The sequence below is a fragment of the Proteus vulgaris genome, assembly GCF_016647575.1.
Taxonomy (GTDB): domain Bacteria; phylum Pseudomonadota; class Gammaproteobacteria; order Enterobacterales; family Enterobacteriaceae; genus Proteus; species Proteus mirabilis_B.
The window spans coordinates 413,872-431,361 of the sequence record NZ_CP032663.1 but is presented as its reverse complement, the minus strand read 5'-3'; the positions used below and the strand labels follow the sequence as shown (position 1 = coordinate 431,361).

15 protein-coding genes are annotated in these 17,490 nt (G+C 38.3%); 4 read left to right on the top strand and 11 right to left on the bottom strand.

The annotated features are described in order from the left end of the window. Positions 1-54: 54 nt before the first annotated feature. From D7029_RS02095 to udp, 3 genes are all read right to left on the bottom strand, one after another. Positions 55-585 (bottom strand): DedA family protein, encoded by a 531-nt coding sequence (locus D7029_RS02095; RefSeq protein ID WP_088493904.1) that lies wholly within the window; start codon positions 583-585, stop codon positions 55-57. 71 nt (positions 586-656) lie between these two features. Beyond that, positions 657-1,439: a tyrosine-protein phosphatase gene (locus D7029_RS02090; RefSeq protein ID WP_194951714.1), complete on the bottom strand. Its 783-nt coding sequence runs from the start codon at positions 1,437-1,439 to the stop codon at positions 657-659. A gap of 148 nt (positions 1,440-1,587) precedes the next feature. Beyond that, positions 1,588-2,346 carry a uridine phosphorylase gene (gene udp / locus D7029_RS02085; protein ID WP_023583501.1) on the bottom strand — a complete coding sequence of 253 codons (759 nt, stop codon included), beginning with the start codon at positions 2,344-2,346 and terminating at the stop codon, positions 1,588-1,590. A 704-nt stretch (positions 2,347-3,050) separates the two neighbouring features. Between udp and D7029_RS02080 the strand changes: the two genes are divergently transcribed. Beyond that, positions 3,051-3,443 (top strand): YidB family protein, encoded by a 393-nt coding sequence (locus tag D7029_RS02080; protein ID WP_194951713.1) that lies wholly within the window; start codon positions 3,051-3,053, stop codon positions 3,441-3,443. Positions 3,444-3,521: 78 nt separating this feature from the next. Here the strand turns inward: D7029_RS02080 and D7029_RS02075 are convergent, their stop codons facing one another. Next, positions 3,522-4,349 carry a hypothetical protein gene (locus tag D7029_RS02075; protein WP_194951712.1) on the bottom strand — a complete coding sequence of 276 codons (828 nt, stop codon included), beginning with the start codon at positions 4,347-4,349 and terminating at the stop codon, positions 3,522-3,524. A gap of 181 nt (positions 4,350-4,530) precedes the next feature. Then, the gene (gene metE, locus D7029_RS02070; RefSeq protein WP_194951711.1) at positions 4,531-6,804 is read right to left on the bottom strand and encodes a 5-methyltetrahydropteroyltriglutamate--homocysteine S-methyltransferase; all 2,274 of its coding nucleotides are present in this window, start codon (positions 6,802-6,804) and stop codon (positions 4,531-4,533) included. A 106-nt stretch (positions 6,805-6,910) separates the two neighbouring features. Here metE and metR point away from each other — a divergent pair, with 106 nt between their 5' ends. Then, positions 6,911-7,864 carry an HTH-type transcriptional regulator MetR gene (gene metR / locus D7029_RS02065; protein ID WP_075672279.1) on the top strand — a complete coding sequence of 318 codons (954 nt, stop codon included), beginning with the start codon at positions 6,911-6,913 and terminating at the stop codon, positions 7,862-7,864. Here the strand turns inward: metR and D7029_RS02060 are convergent. The 6 genes from D7029_RS02060 to D7029_RS02035 all read right to left on the bottom strand — a co-directional run bounded on the left by D7029_RS02060 (position 7,779) and on the right by D7029_RS02035 (position 15,567). Beyond that, a complete protein-coding gene (locus tag D7029_RS02060; protein WP_194951710.1) occupies positions 7,779-8,651 on the bottom strand; it encodes a carboxylate/amino acid/amine transporter in 873 nt (290 codons plus the stop codon). The two genes, metR and D7029_RS02060, sit on opposite strands and share 86 nt — an antisense overlap. 2 nt (positions 8,652-8,653) lie before the next feature. Further along, a complete protein-coding gene (locus tag D7029_RS02055) occupies positions 8,654-10,303 on the bottom strand; it encodes a Na+/H+ antiporter (protein WP_088493911.1) in 1,650 nt (549 codons plus the stop codon). A gap of 407 nt (positions 10,304-10,710) precedes the next feature. After that, on the bottom strand, positions 10,711-11,214 hold the full coding sequence (locus D7029_RS02050) for a GNAT family N-acetyltransferase (protein WP_075672273.1): 504 nt from the start codon (positions 11,212-11,214) through the stop codon (positions 10,711-10,713). Between the two features lie 127 nt (positions 11,215-11,341). Beyond that, the gene (locus D7029_RS02045; protein WP_088493913.1) at positions 11,342-12,688 is read right to left on the bottom strand and encodes an NCS2 family permease; all 1,347 of its coding nucleotides are present in this window, start codon (positions 12,686-12,688) and stop codon (positions 11,342-11,344) included. Positions 12,689-13,432: 744 nt separating this feature from the next. Further along, positions 13,433-14,620 (bottom strand): MFS transporter, encoded by a 1,188-nt coding sequence (locus tag D7029_RS02040; RefSeq protein ID WP_194951709.1) that lies wholly within the window; start codon positions 14,618-14,620, stop codon positions 13,433-13,435. A 200-nt stretch (positions 14,621-14,820) separates the two neighbouring features. Beyond that, entirely contained in the window at positions 14,821-15,567 is a 747-nt protein-coding gene (locus D7029_RS02035) for a sulfite exporter TauE/SafE family protein (RefSeq protein WP_160229926.1), read from the bottom strand. A gap of 184 nt (positions 15,568-15,751) precedes the next feature. On the opposite strand from D7029_RS02035, the gene D7029_RS02030 reads away from it, so the two are divergent. After that, positions 15,752-16,330, top strand: coding sequence for a helix-turn-helix domain-containing protein (locus D7029_RS02030; protein WP_069368071.1), 579 nt, complete (start codon positions 15,752-15,754; stop codon positions 16,328-16,330). 212 nt (positions 16,331-16,542) lie between these two features. Continuing rightward, positions 16,543-17,439: a cation diffusion facilitator family transporter gene (locus D7029_RS02025; RefSeq protein WP_194951708.1), complete on the top strand. Its 897-nt coding sequence runs from the start codon at positions 16,543-16,545 to the stop codon at positions 17,437-17,439. Positions 17,440-17,490 lie beyond the last annotated feature (51 nt).

Here is a 17,490-nt window from a genome sequence, read left to right as displayed (position 1 = left end):
AATATTGTCTAGCAACAATTTACATCATGACTTGATTTGCGATAAAGGACGCAGTTATCCCATCCATTTCGCAAGCCATTGCAAACCAAAAGCACCGGGCGCCAAAATGCCAAAAGCCCAAATCATGGCTGATGTTAAATTAGCAATTTGAAAATAACGTTGTGGCATCGCACAAATACCCGCAACTAACGGAACAATTGCACGAAAAGGCCCAAAAAAGCGTCCAATAAACACCCCCCAAATTCCCCAACGATTAAAGAATTGATGACCTCTAACCAATGTTTGTGGTGAACGTGAAATTGGCCACAAATTTTTCACACCGTCTTTATAGTGAAACCCTACCCAGTACGATATCCAATCACCAAAGAAAGCGCCTAATGCAGCCGCAAGCCAAATCGGCCAGAAAAACAGGCCACTCTCACCAATTAAGGCACCTAATCCCAATAAAATAACCGTGGCGGGAATAAGCAAAGAGATAAACGCGAGTGATTCACCAAAAGCAAGAAAGAACACGATCGGAATAGCCCAGATCTCGTGCTCTTTTACAAAGAGGGTGATGGTATGAATAATGTCTTGTACTGTCAAAATAGAGACCTTAAATTCGGTTAACCTAAGTGAAATAAAATATTCTGATTAACCGAATATAAATCACTTCATTACTCTAGAAAATAATTTTGTAAGGCATCTCGGCTAGAAGCATCTAAACCGATATCTTTTTCTAGCCAAGTATCCACATTACCGTAATGCTGATTAATACTCGCTAATGCCGTTTGCAGAAACTCTTCTTGTACTGAATAAACATAGGCAAATTTATCAACAATGTTATCACTCATTGTTTTGGCATGTTCTTCTAAAAGATAAGCGCGATAAGGCGCTAATGTTTCATTGGTTAGCAAGTAATCTTCCATTACCACATCTAAAGATGCACCGAGTGCGAATAACACTAAAGCTGAGCCAACACCTGTTCTGTCTTTACCTACTGCACAGTGTTGCACTACGCCCCCCTTTTCGGGCTGCTTTAATAACGTAGCTAATTGTTTATAGGCAGGGTTGTTAATAGGTAACAATTTATATAGCTGAAACATAAAGGCTTTAGCATCAAATTGCTCAAGTATTTCAGGTGTCAGCTTTTCAAGATTGGCAGAGACTTCTTTGGATAACGGATTGGCGGGTGCATGATAATATTGCGCACCGTCCCAGACTCGGTCTGGTTTATCAACGATTTCACCAGTATCGCGATAATCAATGATTTGAAAAAGATTTTTATCAATGAGAAGAGATTGGTCTGTATTGGTTAATCTATCCAGCGAGCCTGAGCGAAAGAGCATTCCGGGTTTAATAACCCCACCGTTACTCAATTTTTTACCGCCTAAATCACGGAAGTTAATTCCGCCGACTAAAGGCAACACCGAAGGATGTGTTTGTAATATATCAGTCATAATGCCTCTTCTCATTGTTGTATTGTTAAGACCTCAAAGACCTTAACAGAAATCAGCGCCTGTTAACACATTAACTTGATGAATTACCATACAAAAAAAGCCCTTAATACTTATGTATTAAGGGCTTTCATATTTGATTAAAAAAAACTTATTTCATTAAAATGCGAGCGGCTTCGATAACGATACCTAGTGCATTATTTTCAGTTTTCTTCAGTAATTCCGCATCTGGAATTTCTTGTTGAGTACGGTTTACGATAACACCCGCAACCATACCTGCACGTAAACCTTGGCTTGCACACATTGTTAATAATGTTGCAGATTCCATTTCATAGTTCATTACGCCCATTTCTTGCCACTCTTTCATAGAGCCTTTGAAACGGCGAACAACACGACCTGTATAGGTGTCGTAACGTTCTTGTCCTGGATAGAATGTATCTGAAGATGCAGTAACCCCTACGTGTACAGTTGAGCCATTGTCTTTAGCGGCTTTATACAGTGCGTTCATACATTCAAAATCAGAAACAGCTGGGAATTCCATTGGTGCGAAATGTAAGCTTGCGCCATCTAAACGAACCGCAGCAGTGGTGACAAGGATATCACCTACATTGATATGCTCTTGAATTGCACCTGTTGTACCAATACGTAAGAAAGTACGGATACCTAACTGCGCTAATTCTTCAACTGCGATAGAGGTAGATGGACCACCGATACCTGTTGAGCAAACAATGACGGCTTTGCCATCAATTTCGCCACGCCATGACGTGTATTCACGTAAAGAAGCCAGATGAACTGGGTTATCCATTAATTTTGCAATTTTTTCAACACGCTTAGGATCACCTGGAACAATTGCTAAAGTGGCACCCTGTAGGTCATTTTTGGTTAAACCTAAGTGAAATACATCAGACATATCGGACTCCTCAATGGGACAAAACCAATGATCATTAAATTAAAAGTTACTGTATCAGTTTTCCAGACCTTTTTAGTGACTAACATCACTTACAAGGCACCAAACAAAGTAACAATTTCATAAAATTGCGACCATAATCACGAAAAATGGCATTCGAAATACATTTTCAGCGAATACATCACCCATATTCGCTTACTAGTATAGATGCAATAAAAACCCTAGCGAATATAAATACCCAAATACATACTCTAAATAATTCAAGATGTAGCTAGGCGACAAACGAACGAGTCGCTGGGAGCATACAATAGTATGTGACTAGCGCGAGAGAATATAGTCAACAACGCTACGACTTGAAGTATGACGAGTAAATACTCTAAATAGTTCAAGATGTAGCTAGGCGACAAACGAACGAGTCGCTAGGAGCATACAATAGTATGTGACTGGCGCGAGAGAATGAAGTCAACAACGCTACGACTTGAAGTATGACGAGTAAATACTCTAAATAGTTCAAGATGTAGCTAGGCGACAAACGAACGAGTCGCTAGGAGCATACAATAGTATGTGACTGGCGCGAGAGAATGAAGTCAACAACGCTACAGTTTGAAGTATGACGAGTAGCTTGAAGTATGACGAACATAACGCGTACACTACCCGCCCTTAAAATAAACACCTAATGTGACAAACACATCGTCACTGGAGTAAACATGAGCTTATTTAACCAAATTGCGAGCCTACTTGGTGGCGAAAAAATCAATCAATATAAAACTGTCCTTGACTGGATTGGATCTCAAGGCGGCATTGAAGGCTTAGTAAAGCAATTTGATACAGCGGGTTTAAGTGAGCTTATTCAATCTTGGATAAGTACCAATACAAATTTACCTATCAGTGCTGAACAAATCGTAGCGGTTTTTTCATCGCCTGTTATTAATGAACTTGCGTCAAAAATTAATTTAAATGCGACAGAAGCTTCTGAAATGGCGGCTCAATATTTGCCTAAATTAATTGATAAAGTCACACCGGATGGCGTTGTACCTAAAGACTTAGATTTAGTCAGTGCTGGTATGGATATTTTAAAAGCGAAGATTTTCGGTGGCTAAATAAACCGACTGTTTTAATGCGTTTTCCCTTACATCCCATAAGAGAAAACGCATCACGTTCTTAATAATCAAAATTGATTACAGCAAACCTTCTTCAATCAACGCTTCATGAAAACGTTGTTTCTCTTCAGGTGTTGCCTGAATACGTTCTAAAGGTACATCTAAAGCATAAGGGATATTCTGCTGTGGTGAATAAACGGCTAATACATAAGTATTTCCATTTTGCTCAATCACAATAGGAGGGGTTTTCTTATTCCCTGAATAAGCAATACGAATATCTTTACCATCTAAATTAAGACGATAAGTGGCAATAAATTGCTTATTACTCACAACCATTTTTGCAGGGATGGCTATTAATTTTAAAGGCTGAGTTCCCACTGATAATAATGCTTTTCTCACTTTACTCGTCAATATTTGACGATAAATAAAAAAGATCACACTAAAACCAAATAAGCCGATAAAAATAATAGTGCTAATTAAACGAAGCCAAATATTATCTATCGCCACATCAACGGTCATTTTACTTAGATCATTTGCATCAGCGACGGGTTCAACTAACACATCTTTGGGACCTAAATCTAAAAAAGTAAAATTACGCGAAACTTCATTGCCTTTATAACGCAAATCAACACTACAGTTAGTAAGAACAAAGAGTTGCGAGCGACAAGAGCCTTTCACCGTAGCGTCAACAGGTACTGCATTCTCACTGATTTTATAATCATAAAGAATATTGGGAATTTGATAAGCACTAAATACCGTCATTGCTAGCATGAAAATAACTAAGAATAAGGTGCGAAATAATCCACCGTCTCCTCTTAGTGGAACTAATTTCAAAGGTCGAGTTGGAAAAGCATCTAATACTTTATCCGAAAGTTTAATGCTAGTTTGCACAATAATTATATCCATAAAATTAGAGAGTTTTCGCAGTATAGCAACTATCATGAATATCAATAATAAGATTTACTCTAAGTTTTAATGAATACCTTTCTTTTTTATTTTATATAAATTTAACCTGCTATTTTGACTGCGCGACTTATCTAAAGTAACAGATCAAAAATAACAGGCTAATAAATAATTAATTATTTTATTACACGTTCTGACGCAAATACCTAGCCGCCTCAACCATATTCGCTAATGCTGCGCGTGTTTCAGGCCAGCCTCGTGTTTTCAATCCACAATCTGGGTTCACCCATAAACGCTCTGCGGGAATTCGAGATTGTGCTTTTCTTAATAAACCCACGATCCATTCCACATTTGGTACATTAGGTGAGTGAATATCGTAAACACCCGGTCCAATTTCATTTGGATAATCAAAATGTTCGAAGACTTCTAAAAGCTCCATATCTGAACGTGAGGTCTCAATAGTAATAACATCCGCATCCAGTGCTGCAATAGAATCCATGATGTCATTAAATTCGCAATAACACATATGAGTGTGGATTTGTGTTTCATCATCGGCAATAGCGGCACTTAATTTAAAGGCATCGACAGCCCAATTAAGGTAAGCTTGCCACTCATTACGACGCAGTGGTAATCCTTCACGTAATGCAGGCTCATCAATTTGAATAATACCAATACCCGCTTTCTGTAAATCATCCACTTCATCACGCAGTGCTAATGCAATCTGTTTTGCAATTGTTTCACGCGTCACATCTTCACGAGGGAATGACCAACATAAAATTGTCACAGGACCTGTAAGCATGCCTTTAACTGGTTTTTCCGTTAATGACTGCGCGTAAGTTGCCCAATCCACGGTAATCGGTACAGGACGACTAATATCACCGATAATCACTGGTGGTTTTACACAACGTGAGCCATAACTTTGTACCCAGCCATTTTGCGTAAACACATAACCATCAAAATGTTCACCAAAATATTCCACCATGTCATTACGTTCAGCTTCGCCATGAACTAATACATCAAGACCAAGGTTTTCTTGTTCTGATATTGCTTGCTTAATATGTTCACTAATATTTGTGCGATAAGCTGCCGTATCTATACGCCCTTTCTTAAAATCTAAACGAACAGTACGAATTTCTGTTGTTTGCGGGAATGAGCCAATCGTGGTCGTAGGCCATAATGGCAGATTAAATCGAGCTCGTTGTACTTCTGCACGTTGAGTATAAGGTGAATTTCTTTCACTATCTTGTGCTTCAATTGCCTGTAAACGAGCCTCAACTGTTGCATTATGTACACGAGTCGAGTGCTGACGTTGACGAATTGGCGCACTGTACTGTGCCAATTGTTCATCATACTCACCTTCTGGTGCATTCAACGCCTTGGCTAACAAAGCCACTTCTTCACATTTCTGAACAGCAAAAGCAAACCAGCTTTTTACTTCATCATCAAGTTTCGTCTCTGCATTTAAATCAATTGGGCTATGCAGTAATGAACATGATGTTCCGATCCACAAAGGACGCTTATCTTTTAGCGCAATCACTTGCTGATAACGTGCGCTTAAATCTGCTTTCCAAACATTTCGACCATTAATGGCACCTAATGACAGTACCCAGTCTTTAGGTAACGCTTGGTGTAAATGTTGCAAATCATCTAGCCCAGCTGAAATGTCAACATGAAGCCCATTAACAGGTAAATTTTTAATAATATCAAGATGATGAGAAATACCATCAAAATAGGTTGTCAGCAGTAATTTAGTTTGTCCCGTTAATGCTTGATAAGCTGTTTGGTACGCATTTTGCCATTCAACAGGTAAATCGAGTACCAATGCAGGCTCATCAATTTGCACCCATTCAATACCTTTCTCTTTTAATGCAGTAAGGACTTGTTGATAGATAGGTAAAATATCTTTTAACAGCGTTAATCTATCAAATTCAGGGCCTTTCACTTTACCTAACCACAAGTAAGTCACAGGACCGAGTAAAACAGGTTTTACTTTATGACCCAGTGCTAATGCTTCATCGACTTCTTCTAGCAACTCTTTCCATGCAAAGGTAAATGACTGACCTTGCTGAAATTCCGGTACGATATAGTGATAGTTAGTATTAAACCATTTCGTCATTTCAGATGCAGCAGCAGGTTTACCTGTTGGTGCTCTACCACGAGCGACTCTAAATAGAGTATCAAGATCGAGTGAGCCATCTTCATTACGATGACGAGGTGGCACATTACCTAACAGTAGGCTTGTACCTAATACTTGGTCATACCAAGCAAAATCACCGACAGGTAATAATTCAATACCTGCATCTGCTTGTTGTTGCCAATGGCGAGCGCGAAGTTCTTTACCCACTGCAACCAATTCTTCCTGTGAAATCTTGCCTGCCCAATAATTTTCTTGCGCCTTTTTTAGCTCTCTATCTAAGCCAATACGAGGGAAACCGAGTGTGTGATTGCGAATTGTCATAATTAAAATCCTATTTTTAGCCGTCTAGATGTTTACACATCCATAATCTACAGGTAGTGTATAAATCACAAGCGCAAATTTTTCATCAACAACCTGAAGGTTTCTCATGATAGAAATAAAACATTTAAAAACGATCTTAGCCTTGAAGCACACTGGCTCTCTTGCTAACGCAGCAAATCAACTGCATCAAACACAATCGGCTCTTTCACATCAGTTTAGTGAATTAGAACATCGCCTTGGCTATCGAATTTTTGTACGTAAAAGCCAACCACTGCGCTTTACTTCACAAGGGGAAGTGCTCGTTAAATTAGCAGAAGAAGTATTGCCTATCGTTCGTAGGGCGATTGAAGCGTGTAATGAACCGGGTAGTGTGAATTTGAATATTGCTATCGAATGCCATAGTTGCATTCAATGGTTAACCCCTGCATTACAGCAATATCGTCAAACATGGCCTGAAGTGACTGTTGATTTTCATTCCGGAGTGACATTCGATCCACAACCCGCATTATTACAGCGTGAATTAGATGTAGTGCTAACCTCCGATATCTTGGATGATCCTCGTTTACATTACACACCGTTATTTGACTATGAAGTGAAATTAGTTTTATCGCCAGACCACCCTCTGGCTAATCGCTTACATATTCAGCCACAAGATTTAATTGCAGAAACGCTATTTATTTATCCCGTACAAAGAGAGCGCTTTGATGTATGGCGTCATTTCTTGCAGCCCGCAGGGATCACTCCACATTTTAAACACGTCGATAATACGTTGTTATTAATTCAAATGGTTGCAGCCGGTATGGGTATTGCTGCATTACCTCATTGGGCTGTTGAGAATTTTGAAAAACAGGGATTAGTTGTTACAAAAACATTAGGAGAGGGATTATGGAGCCGGTTATATGCCGCTAACCGTAGTGGAGAGCAACATCAACCGGCAATTCGAGAATTTATTCGCTTATCAGGTCAGCACGCTGTTAACAATCTTCCTTTTGTAAAGCAGGTCGGCGTATCCAGCGTCGATGGATCCAAAGTGATGCAACAATCAGGCTCGCGCCTATGATGAAACTTGGCCAATTTGGATGTTGTTGCCAAATAGAGAAGTTCACTAATAACCCAGCTGGAACCATCATGTTATTCATAATAGCTAAGGTTCCGGCATCAACTTGTGTGGCACCATAGTTCCACATGAAATACCCTATTCCAGAAGCGCCAATTCCTAACCAGAGTAAAACACTCCATTGTAGTGATGTTGTTGGCATTTTCTGCCAATCAGCAAAAAACAATGCACCAACCAATGAAACCGCAACTGCACCAAGATAAAACCAAGAAAATGCATGATGTTGAGGAATAGGATGTACTTCCATTAACCGTTTATAACCCACCTGACCGATAGCAAAGAAAATATTAGCCAATTGCACTAATAATAATCCATACCAAAAATCATCACTTAAATGGTCATAGCGAATAATTGCCGCACCTAATACCGCTAATAATGAGCTAAATGCATAACCCCAACGTAATTTCTGACGCTCTAATAAATCATAAATTAACGTGACATAAAGCGGTGTTAATACAGTAAAAAGTAAAAATTCTGCGACAGTCAAATAGTTATAAGCGTGGAAGACAAACAGATACATAATACCGAGTTGGCAAGCTCCCACGAGCATATAAAGCAAAATCACCTTAAAACGAATTCCCTTCCAACGTAAGAAAGGTAAGAAGACCAAAGCCGCCAAAGAAACGCGGATCAGAACAGAAAGCCAGCTATCAACCTGACCCGCGAGATACTCGCCGATCAGGCTAAAAGAGGCTGCCCATAACAGTGTTGTAATAACGAGCAACCACATAATTAACTGTCTTTCTCTACTAACAATGCTTCCATTAAATCCAATTCATGTAGCAATAATTGGAGCGTTTCATTACTGATTTTTCGCGTCGCTCTTAGATGGTAAAGCTCACCACGTTCAGCACGTAATGCCGTTAAGCGAAAACGCCTTTCGAGATCTTCTTCTAACGCGTTATGAACCATTTCATCTTGATTTGCTGTGCGGCGTCTTAAATACCCCGTTACACGAGAAGCCACTTCATTAATTTCTTCAGCATCTAACTGCTCTTCAGTACTTGCTGCTAAACGCTCTTCCATTTTATTCAGGCTGACAATTGCTACTTCTGCCATTACTTTACGTGCATAGCGCACTTCATTTTTGTCAGCTTCTTTGTCGGTTGCTTTCACGCCTTTTAATAGGAAAGGAAGAGAAATAATACCCACTAAAATCGACAGCAAAATAACGCCAGCAGCAATAAAGATAATTTGATAACGCCCCGGGAATGTACTGCCATCGGTTAAAAATAGTGGAATAGAGAGTGCACCCGCAAGCGTAATAGCACCACGAACACCAGCAAATGACGATAACCACAACTCACGCGTTGTATAATTAGCAAAATCAAGTGGATGCTTTTTCATAAAGATACGGCTAATTTTCTTCATTAGCCATAACCATGTAAATCGCAGGATCAGCAGTGCAAAGTAGATAACGAAGACAGCTGCAAACAACATCCAGACTTCAACTTCAGGGTCAAGATCTGCTTGAATAACAGAGCTTGTCCAGATAATAGGAAGTTGTAAGCCAAGCATGATAAAAACAAGTCCGTTAAAAACAAATTCAAGCATTGACCACACGCTATCGGCACGTAAACGCATCGCAAGCGGTGCATTACGAATAACGCCTGATTTACTGATAGTCATACCGGCAGCAACAGCAGCTAAAATACCTGAAAAACCAATATGTTCTGCAATAAGATAAGAGGCAAAAGGCAGCAGCAACATAAAGACGATTTGTGTAGCAGGATCGTCTCCACTCCAACGGCTCATTAATCGTAGAGATTTACTGTAAAGCAAGGTGACACCGATACCTGCCAGTAATCCCCCAACAGCGACTTTGAAGAATTCAAGGGTTGCACCACCAACAGTAAACACCATTGTGCCCATTGCTACAGCAACCGCAAATTTCAAGGCAACCAGACCTGAAGCATCATTCATTAATGCTTCACCCTCTAAAATACCCATTATTCGCTTAGGTATTCGCCCTTTACCGACAATGGACGAGAGTGCGACCGCATCTGTTGGCGAAAGTACTGCCGCCAATGCAAATGCAGAAATAAGAGGAATACTTGGCATCATCCAATAAATCAGATAACCGATACCAACAACTGTCACCATGACTAAAACAAGCACAAGAATAAAAATCTCACGCCCATTTTGGATAAATTCTCGTGTCGGTGTTTTCCAACCATCAACAAAAAGCAAAGGTGGGATCAATAGAACGAGGAACAATTCAGGATCAAAAGTGACATGTAGACCAAACTGAGGCCATGCCAATAAAGCCCCTATCACAATCTGTATTAATGGTAACGGAACACGAAAGGGAATTAATTTTGTGATAACTCCCGAAACTGAAACCACCAGTATTAAAATCAAAATAGTAAAGAAAATTTCCATGTTACCCTTACATGCCTATTTTTATCCTGAAAACCTAGCATCTTTTCCTTGTCATAAGGAAAACCTACCGAATGATAAAGAAACACATTATGTAAAATTTGCGCATCATATCTTTCTTTATCTCTATCTATGCATCCACGCTTATTTTAAACAGATCCCACACAGACTCTGTGAGAATATTTAAAAATTAAGATTAATCGTATCTAACACCGCACATTGTATGCAAATTATTACTCTCTATTTATTAACGGCATTAATTATAGAAAGCATACGTTTTTATTTCTCTTTTTCAGTCTAAGCAATGTAATAGACCGTATAAAAACGTAAAACGTTAAGTAATTAAATAAAAAATAATAGATAAATAACAATAGCGATTAAATTTGAGAGCTAACTCGTAGTGCTAATGATTATTCAATTGTTCTTAACATCGACATCATAACAACATCACAATACTTGCCCTCTCTAAAGGCGGCTTTACGACGTACACCTTCAACTTCAAAGCCTAACTTCTTATAGAGATGCAAACCTCTTTCGTTGTCTGAATACACTTCTAATTCTAATCGTGTGGCTGCTAACCAATTGAAAGCATAATCAATTGCTGTATTGATGAGTAACTTACCGACACCTTTCCCAGAGTATTCAGCGCCAACACCGATACCAAAACTGACAATGTGGCGACGACGAGGGTGATTATCGATTATCAGTGCTAAATGTCCCGCAACTTGACCATCAATGGTTGCAACAAAATTAGGGATATTTTGCTCTGAAAATTCAAGTAATCTTTTTTTCCACATCGTGACTGAAGGATAAGGAAATTGGCAAGTACAAATATATAAATCAGGATGTGTATATAACTGTTGAATTGCTGATGCGTCGTCAGGTTCACCGTGGCGTATTTTTATTTCTTGCATATATTCTACCAACTATTTAATAACTAGGTTTAATTTCGACAATAGCGAATAAAAGTAGATAAATAAATAGCAAAAAGGCGGAATAAAAATATATTCCGCCTTTTGTCTTTAAAACCGATTATTTTAATTAAATTGCCCACTCACCCGCATAAAATGCCACTAGAGCAATAGTAATTAATACTGTACCAATATTGAGTTTACGCCATTCTCCGGCAAATACACGACCAATCACCAAACAGCCGAAACCTAACATAATGCCTGTGACGATATTGCACGTTAAAACAATAAATACAGCACACACCATGCCTGACATTGCGTCAACAAAATCACTGAAATCTAGCTTAGTGACATTGCCTAGCATCAATAAACCTACATACATTAATGCAGGTGCCGTTGCATAAGCTGGAACTAAATAAGAGAGAGGCGATAAGAAAAGGATCAGTAAGAATAAAATACCAACCACAGTTGCGGTTAATCCTGTTTTACCACCAGCGGCTGTTCCTGCGGCTGATTCAACATAAACCGCAGCAGGAGCGGCACCAATCACACCAGCAAAAATACTACTGACAGAGTCAGAAGTTAGTGCTTTTCCACCATTAATAATTTGTCCGCGTTTATCTAATAAGTTTGCTTGACCAGCAACGGCACGGATAGTCCCTGTTGCATCAAAAATCGCTGTCATTACTAACGCAAGAACACTTGGTAAAACTAAAGGTTGTAAAGCACCTTTAATATCCATCGCAAACAATAAAGAAAGCCCTTCTTCACCTAATTGAGGCATTTTAAAGATGCCTTGATATTTCACATTAGGATCAAAAATAAGACCAATAATCGAAATAGCCACAATCACTAATAGCACGCCACCCGGTACTTTACGTTTTTCTAATCCGAAAATAGCGGCTAATCCAGCAAGTGACATAAGAACAGAGAATGATGTAAATTTCCCCATTGCAACAGGTAAGCCATCAAATGGATTTTTCACCACTAATCCAACACTATTTGCTGCGATTAAAAGTAAAAATAGCCCTATCCCTATTCCCGCACCATGTGCGATACCGATTGGAATATTTTTTAAGATCCAAGTACGAATGCCGGTTAATGAGAATACGGTGAATAAACACCCCATTAAAAACACGGCACCTAAAGCAACAGGTACAGAGATGTTTTGTCCTAAGACCAAGCTAAAAGCGGTAAATGCTGTTAATGAAATAGCACAACCAATTGCCATAGGAAGATTTGCCCACAATCCCATTAGAAGAGAGCCCAATCCCGCGACTAAACAGGTTGCGATAAAAACCGCTGTATGTGGAAAACCGGCTTGTCCTAACATGCTAGGAACAACAATCACGGAATACACCATCGCCAAAAATGTCGTCAAACCGGCGATCATTTCTTTGCGAACAGTTGTACCGCGAGCTGTAAGTTTAAAATAGCTATCCAGTTTACCTGTGGTTGCTGATTGATTAGCAGACATTACATTCCTCTGACATAAAAACGGTTCACTCTCCAAAAAACGAAAACGATTACGTATCAATTAAAATAACCTCTTATTGATAAAAATCTTAAGAGGGAGTCAAAAGCAAACGTTTGGTTTTTCGTGTAGATTGAGTGAGAGAATTTGACGCAAACGATTATCTGGTGCTTTTAGGGTAAGAATCAAGCGAAAAAATACATTTTTAATAAAAATGTCATAAAAAGATAATTTAAAGTCAGAAAAAAAGAAAAAGAGGAAAGCGACTATCTACTTTCCTCATCATTCTACTTTTATACAATCATCTAATATCATGTTTATCTCACAGTAGAAAAACAGATTAACCAATTGTTTTTATTAAAATTATATTAAACAACCTGATAACTAGGTATATTTATCTATTATTAGTAGCCTTAATAAGTTGCCTAGATAAATAATACCTCCCGTTCCCAATGTGTGGCGATTAATGGTTTGCAGTATTCATTATTTTTTATCTGAAGATGGTGTCATCTTCTACTTCTAACGTTAGATGAATAAACGTTGTTTTAGCAAACAACTTTCTGTTCAATATAGGCATTTCTAGATTATTCTTAATAAGTTTTAAAATAAGTATAATTACGAAAGATAATTATAATCATTTATAAAAAACAATAAGATAAAACTAAATATTTAGAAATAAAGAAAAGAGAGAGTTCCTCTATCATATTCCTATCACTCTAAATGGAATACGATAGAAGAGGAATGATATTAAGATGAGCTACTGTTCAGTGCTTCAACGCCTAGATTCCAACGTTCCATCGTTGATACTAAGAATAAACCCGTCATTGCAACCAATAAGAATGGTAGTGAAGATGAAGAAATTTCTGACATCGCGCCAGCCAGTAAAGGTCCAGATAAATTACCAATTCCCCATAACATCGCCGCAGACGCATTTGCAACCATCAGATCATTACCTGAGAAATATTGCCCTATTTGTACTAACGCAATGGTGTATATCGCACCTGCTGTTGCACCCAGCACCAGTAATAAAGGCCAAATCAAAAATGTATGAGACATCGTGATCGGTAATAATAAGCTTGCGAGTAAAGTCACCACACCACAAATTCGATATAACCGCGTTCTGTTCATATGATCAGCAAGCCAGCCAAATGGCATTTGCATAATGGCGTCACCGGCTAAAATAGCGCTTATCATCATTGCTGCAATCGCTTCAGTATGTCCCACACTTAAGCCATAAATAGGAAACATTGAAAGCACGGTACCATCAAAAAAAGCAAAGAAAACAATACCGCCGCAGATTGCGGGTGCAACTTTAACAAAGCGAATAATAGAGAAATTAGGCTCTTGCGTATCTTTCGGTAATTTATCTCCTGTTTTCTGATCCATCATTAAAAACAGGACAATAGAAATAATATGAATAAAGACACTAATTAAAATAGGTGTCTTATCTGCGACACCATAAAGCGCAATAATTGAAGGCCCTAATAACTGACTGATGGTAAATACCGTGGTATATACCGCTAAAATTCGCCCACGTTTATTATCTGGCGAAAGCTCATTAATCCACGTCTCTCCTAAACAAATCATCACACCACTGGCAATACCAGTGATAAGTCGTAAAGGAAATAACAACTCTAGCGGTAAGCTTCCCATTAAAGGTAATAAACTGATTGCAGAAACAATGGTTGCTAATAGCATCGCAAAGCGTTTACCAATCCATTGCACAATACGCCGAGCAAAAGGTGAAATAACTAACATCCCAATAGCTGGCGCGGCGGAAATAAGTCCAATGATAGATTCACTAATACCCACTAAATTGAGGCGTAGTGCAACCATAGGAATAGTTAATCCGATAACAATCCCGATAACGCCAATACTTACCGTGATAGTTGTTATCGCAAAAACTTCGGATTGGCGATAATTTTGATGTGACATGTTATTTTGTTTCTGTGAATAACAGAAACCTCTGTAATAAAAGGAAGGTGGTTAAATAAAATATTGTTATATTATAGGGGATAAGAAATAGATAAACATGCTTAAAAAGTAACGTTAATCAGAGAAAGATCTCCGTTTGACTCACGAAGATCTTTACCTTTCACAATATTCTCACTTCACCGTCATTTATCCTACAACGCTTAAGAAAAATAACGGTAGATAAGCACAGTACCTGATGCCAATACAATGGTATAAATCACACTCATAAATCGTGCTTTTGACATACGTAATGTTAAATTTCGCCCTAACCACACACCAGCAAACATCGCGGGCAAGAAAATAACGGCTAACTTAAGAATATCCAATTGCCAATAAATACCCGCAAATAAGAAAATTACCACTCGCGTTAGTGTACTAAAACCAATCAATGTGGTTTGTGTAATACGAAACTTATTTTTGTCTGCAATTCTGCCTGATAGATAAATCGCATATAAAAAACCACCACTACCAAACAAAGCACTAAATACCCCACCAATTAACCCAAAAGGATAAACCAAACGTTGAGAAAATTGGCTTTCCTGTTTTTTCCAAAACAGTGCATAGATTGCATAACAAGCGGCAAAGATACCTAAAAGAAGAGAAAGTAAATCAGGTCGTGTGGTTAATAAAATTGTTGCACCAACAAGACTACCTATAATAATAAGCGGAATAAGATAGCGTATCTCTTTAAAATCTGCCTGTTTACCATCTCTTAAGACATTCACTATGGCAGCACTTAAATCGATTAATGCCAATAAAGGCACTATCATTGAAAGAGGCAAATAAAGTGCTAATACTGGGCCTGCAATTAACGCCGAGCCAAACCCAGCCATACCGAAAATAACATAAGCAAAAAATAAGGTAAGTAAGCAAATAAAAAGATCAGACCAACTAAGTAAGTCCATCATAATAAACCTTGAATAATTATCATTTAATGAAGGATATTAGCGTAATTATTAAAAATCGAACAGTGATCGTAAAACTATTCGCAAAATACAGCAGAAACAGGATCTCATTTTTCCGAATACAGCTAATTAGTGTTATTATCTAATCGGAATGACACTTTTAAACTAACGATATTTTGAATTGGCAATGAACCCACAACCTCCTAAAAAAACGAATGAATACCTTGGTAATAAAGTCAAACAGTTAAGACAATCTCGAAACTTGTCACTTAATGAGTTATCAAGAAAATCGGGAATATCCAAGGCTGCATTGTCAAAATTAGAATCCGGTGATTCTAATCCTAGAATCGATACCTTAGAGGCTATCGCGATAGCGCTTGGCTTTCCTTTGGGAGATTTATTTAGTTTTACGCGTGAAGAATACCCTCGTTTAGAACGACATAAACCTATCGTTGGGGATTATGCTCAAGAGTTTAAATTCCGTATTGGTATCGGCAATATTACTGAGATTTGGCATATCGAAATGAAGCATGGTGCGATTATTAATAGCCCTGCTCACGCAGATGGTACTCAAGAACACATCATGGTCTATTCTGGTAAATTAATGATGCGTTTTGATAACGACGAAACGGTTTTATTAGAAACCGGTGATTTTTATGCTTTTCATGGTAATGCGCCCCACTCTTATATTTGTGTAGAAGGCCATTTGCGCGCCTCTGTGATTATGTCTAGCCCAAATCAACAGCATTACCACCATCGTCCTTAATCAATTTATTGCCCTAGCTTTATTACTCACACGATAATTAGCAAATCATTTAACTGGTTTTAATTATCGTGTGAACTTAACGATCAATACCCCTTCATTTAATGTCTTCATATTCGCTTCAAGTTGTCTAGAAATCCTCTCTTTATCTAATTTATTTTTCTTTATTTTCAGCTATGTTTTTATTAATGCTATTCGGATAATAAGGAACTTCAATGAGTGGAAATCATGAACATGCGGACGTAAAAACACTACCTGAATCGCGATTATTAATTGCATTCGGCTTAACATCATCATTTATGTTAGTCGAATTTATTGGTGGTTATTTAACGGGTAGCTTGGCATTAATTTCCGATGCCATGCATATGATGACGGATGCTTTCGCACTTTTACTTGCACTGATCGCTATTCATGCAGGCAGAAAAGCCGCTGATGTTTTTAGAACTTATGGTTATGCACGCTTTGAAATATTAGCAGCAACCATGAATGCACTTATTTTAATGGCAGTCGCTTTCTATATTTTATATGAAGCCTATAAGCGCTTATCTTCTCCTCCAGATATTCAATCTGTTGGGATGCTTATCATCGCGTTAATAGGTCTTGTAGTTAATCTGATTTCAATGAAATTACTCACCAGCACAAAGGATGAAAGCCTTAATGTAAAAGGCGCTTACTTAGAAGTTTGGGCTGATATGTTGGGCTCAATTGGCGTAATTATTGGTGCGGTCATTATTTGGTTTACAGGTTGGGAGCTTGTTGACTCTATTATTGCCGTGTTAATCGGTTTTATGGTTTTCCCACGAACTTGGATATTACTTAAAGAATGTCTGAATATTTTACTTGAGGGCGTGCCTCGCGGTATCGATCTTATTCAGGTTACTGAAACAATTAATAATAATCCTGATGTTGTAGGCTCTCATGATTTGCATTTATGGGCACTCACACAAAGTAAACTTATTTTAAGTGGACACATCGTTTATCAACCTAATGCCAATCATGAAGAACTTAGAATTCACCTTGAGCAACAACTTCGTGAGCAATTCCATATCAACCATATTACGTTACAGATGGAATGTGAGGACAGACAACAGCTTGAAGAAAATCACCACTAAAACAGAATAAATTTATACACTCATAAAATTCTGGCTCTCTCTTAATGATTA